Origin of the sequence: Polaromonas sp., from assembly GCF_018780625.1 — a bacterium.
Taxonomy (GTDB): Bacteria; Pseudomonadota; Gammaproteobacteria; order Burkholderiales; family Burkholderiaceae_C; genus Polaromonas.
Genome location: NZ_JADMJK010000151.1, coordinates 1 through 3,649 on the forward strand (window position 1 = coordinate 1; position 3,649 = coordinate 3,649).

Annotated in this window: 3 protein-coding genes; all 3 read right to left on the reverse strand. The window is 64.6% G+C overall.

The window, feature by feature from the left end; all coding sequences use genetic code 11:
- Positions 1-1,819, reverse strand: a 1,819-nt coding sequence (locus tag IV091_RS12605) for a proton-conducting transporter membrane subunit (RefSeq protein ID WP_293469228.1), incomplete at its 3' end; no start/stop codon positions are given.
- A gap of 120 nt (positions 1,820-1,939) precedes the next feature.
- Entirely contained in the window at positions 1,940-3,028 is a 1,089-nt protein-coding gene (locus tag IV091_RS12610) for a calcium/sodium antiporter (protein ID WP_293469230.1), read from the reverse strand.
- 19 nt (positions 3,029-3,047) lie between these two features.
- Positions 3,048-3,649 (reverse strand): YqhA family protein (locus tag IV091_RS12615; protein ID WP_293469231.1); only part of this gene is annotated, 602 nt, incomplete at its 5' end.

Genomic DNA, 3,649 nt, shown 5'->3' on the forward strand with positions numbered 1-3,649 from the left:
GCGTGCGCGAGCCCGTGCCGGGAGCATCGCCAGACAGCAGCGGCGACGCGGCCACAGCCACGGTCGCGATCAGCATCCAGGCCGTGTAGCGCTGCAGCGAGGCGTTTTCCAGCAGCGTTGTAATGCGGCCGGCGCTGCCGAACAGGCGGTCGCTGCCGCGCGTGAACAGGTTCAGTCCGGTCAGCAGGCCGAACCAGTTTTCGGAGTTCAGGCGGTGCAGCCGGCCGCCGCGCGCCAGTGTGAAATACAGGGCCGCGCCGCCGGCCAGCGCCAGCACGCTCAGCAGCAGCGGCAGGTTGAAGCCGTGCCAGATCGCCAGTTGGTAGTCGGGCGGGGCCGTGCCCAGCATGGCCGTGGCGGCGACCAGCACCATGGGGCCGAGCAGCAGCGACGGCAAGATGCCCACCGCGACGCAGACCACGGCCAGCAACATCACCGGCAGTTTCATGCCCAGCGGCGGCTCATGCGGATGCGGGCGCGGCAGGTTGCGCGCGGGGCCGTTGAAGAAAATGTCGTGGACCAGCCGCACCGAGTAGGCCACGCTGAGCAGCGCGGCCAGCGTCGCCAGGGCCGGCACCAGCCAGCGCCAGCCGCCGGCCTGCGCGAAGGTCACGGTTTCGGTCAGGAACATTTCCTTGGACAGAAAACCATTGAATAGCGGCACGCCGGCCATCGCGGCGGCCGTGACCATGGCCAGCGTGGCGGTCCAGGGCATGAGTTGCCGCAGGCCGCCGAGCAGGCGCATGTCGCGCGTGCCGGTTTCGTGGTCGACGATGCCGGCGATCATGAACAGCGAGGCCTTGAAGCTGGCGTGGTTCAGGATGTGGAACATCGCCGCCACGGCCGCCAGCGGCGAGCCCAGCCCGATCAGGAAGGTGATCAGCCCGAGGTGGCTGATGGTCGAGTAGGCCAGCAGGCCCTTGAGGTCGTGCTTGAAGATCGCGACAAAGGCGGCAAACGCCATCGTTACCAGTCCGGTGGTGCTGACCAGCCCGGCGAACAGGTCGGTGCCGCCCATCACGGGCGTCAGTCGGGCCAGCAGGAAAATGCCGGCCTTGACCATGGTGGCCGAGTGCAGGTAGGCCGACACCGGGGTTGGCGCCGCCATGGCCTGCGGCAGCCAGAAGTGAAACGGGAACTGCGCGCTCTTGGTGAAGCAGCCCAGCAGAATCAGGATGAGCGCGGCCGGATAGCGCGCATCGGCCTGGATCATCGCGCCCTGGTCCAGCATCTGGCTCAGCTCGTAGCTGCCGGCGATCTGCCCCAGCAGCACAAAGCCGCCCAGCATGGCCAGGCCGCCGCCGCCGGTGATGGCCAGCGCCATGCGCGCGCCGTCGCGCGCATCGGCGCGGTGCTGCCAGTAGCCCACCAGCAAGAACGACGACAGGCTGGTCAGCTCCCAGAACACGATCAGCAGCAGCAAGTTGTCTGACAGCGCGATGCCCAGCATGGCCGCCATGAACAGCATCAGGGTGCTGAAGAACTTGCCGGCCGGGTCTTTTGGGCCGAGGTAGAAATGCGCATACACGATGATCAGCAGTCCAATGCCGGTGATCAGCAGCGCAAACATCAGCGCCAGCCCGTCCAGCCGCAGCCCCAGGTTCAGGCCGATTTCGGGCACCCAGGGGATGAACTCGTACAGCACCTCGCCGCGCATGACGGCGGGCGCCTGCATCAGCAGCAGGGCCAGGCTGAAGGCCGTGATGGCGGCGGCGATCACGGCTGTGCGGCCGCGGTGGCCGGCGCTCAGGCGGGCGCCAGACCAGCCGGTGAGCAGGGTGCCCAGCAGCAGCGGCAAGCAAATAATTAAAAGCAACAAGGTCTGGACCTCCTTCAACGAGCGTTCATTTCAGGGGACACGCTTTTGGGGAGCGGCTCGCCGTCAGTGAACCTCGGGTTGCAGCAGCCAACCCCAGGCAGTGGGTAAATTGCCGGACGTTCAGGATGCCCTGCCGGGCGGCTTGCCGCGCCGCAGCAGCACCACGACCAGCGTGATCACCGTGATCGGGATGACAAAACTCAGCATGGCGCTGGAGAACATGCCGAGCGCATCGTGCTGCTGGGTGGCCAGAATCAGGTAGGTCACGTAGGCAGCGTAATACAGGACAAAGACGCCGCCTTCCCAGCGCGCTATCTCACGCCCCGTCATGAACACGGGCAGGCAGGCCAGCGCGACAGCAATCATCACCCATATATCAAAGTTGAGTATGGCCGCGGGCATGAGCAGGCCGAGATCGCCCGACACCAGCCCCGACAGGCCGAGGCAACCCAGAATGTTGAAGGTGCTGCTGCCCACCACGTTGCCGACCGCGATGTCGCGCTCGCCCTTGATGGCCGCCATGACCGAGGTGGCAACCTCCGGCATGGACGTGCCGGCGGCAACGATGGTCAGGCCAATCACCAGGTCGCTGACACCCAGGGCCTTGGCAAAGAGGGTCGATGCCGTGACCAGCCAGTCGGAGCCGAGCACCAGAAAGCCCAGCCCCACCGCGATCAGCAGCAGTTGCACCGGCAGTTTGGCGTCCCAGCCACCGGGCGCGGCGGGCTGGAGTTCAGCGGCGTATTCGTCCTGCGCGCTTCGGGTTTCAGCGCGCGACTGCACGATCAGGAACACCGTGTAGGCGATCAGCAGCGTGAACAGGATCGCGCCGTCGAGAAAACCAAGCTTGCCGTCCAGGCCGATCACCAACAGTAGCAGCGAAGCGCCAATCATGATGGGCACCTCCTGGCGTATCAGCTGGATGTTGACCACCAGCGGCGTGATCAGCGCCGATACGCCCAGCACAAACAGCACATTGAAAATATTGCTGCCGACCACGTTGCCGATGGCGATGTCAGTCTGGCCGTTCAGCACGGCCCCGGTCGAGACGGCCATTTCGGGGGCGCTGGTGCCAAAAGCCACAATCGTCAGCCCGACGACCAGCGGTGAGATGCCAAAGGACAAGGCCAGCTTGGACGCGCCGCGCACCAGCAGCTCGGCGCCCAGCACCAGGCCGATCAGACCGCCTATGAAAAGCAGAATGGTCATGTCGGGCCTTTGTGCAAGTTCAGTGCGGGGCGTTTTGGGTGGGCTGCATCATGCGGTCGGTCAGAGCAATCGCCAGCGCGCTGAGCAAAAAGGTGATGTGAATCACCGTCTGCGCAATCAACACCCGGTCGGTGTAGTTGTCGGCATTGATGAAGGTTTTGAGCAGGTGAATCGAGCTGATGCCGATGATGGCCGTGGCCAGCTTGACCTTGAGCACCGATGCATTGACATGGCTCAGCCACTCGGGCTGGTCGGGGTGGCCTTCCAGGTTCAGGCGGCTCACAAAGGTTTCATAGCCCCCCACAATCACCATGATCAGCAGGTTGGAGATCATGACGACGTCGATCAGCGCCAGCACGACCAGCATGATGACGGTCTCGTTCAGCGTGGTGATGGGCGCGTCGGTTTTGTAGCCAATGCTCGTGATGAGCGCCTGCAAGGCTGGCTGGCTGCCAAAGGCCGCCTCAATCAGGTGGAGCAATTCCACCAGAAAATGAAACACATACACGCCCTGGGCCGCAATCAAGCCCAGGTAAAGCGGCACCTGCAGCCAGCGGCTTGCAAAAATCAGTTTGGGCAGGGGGCGAAGCGGGGCGGGTTTGGAAGGGGTGGGTTCTGACA

Bases quoted from the DNA above. Each gene is read 5' to 3' on its own strand.
- IV091_RS12610 (WP_293469230.1), bottom strand. From the start codon at position 3,028: ATGACCATTCTGCTTTTCATAGGCGGTCTGATCGGCCTGGTGCTGGGC.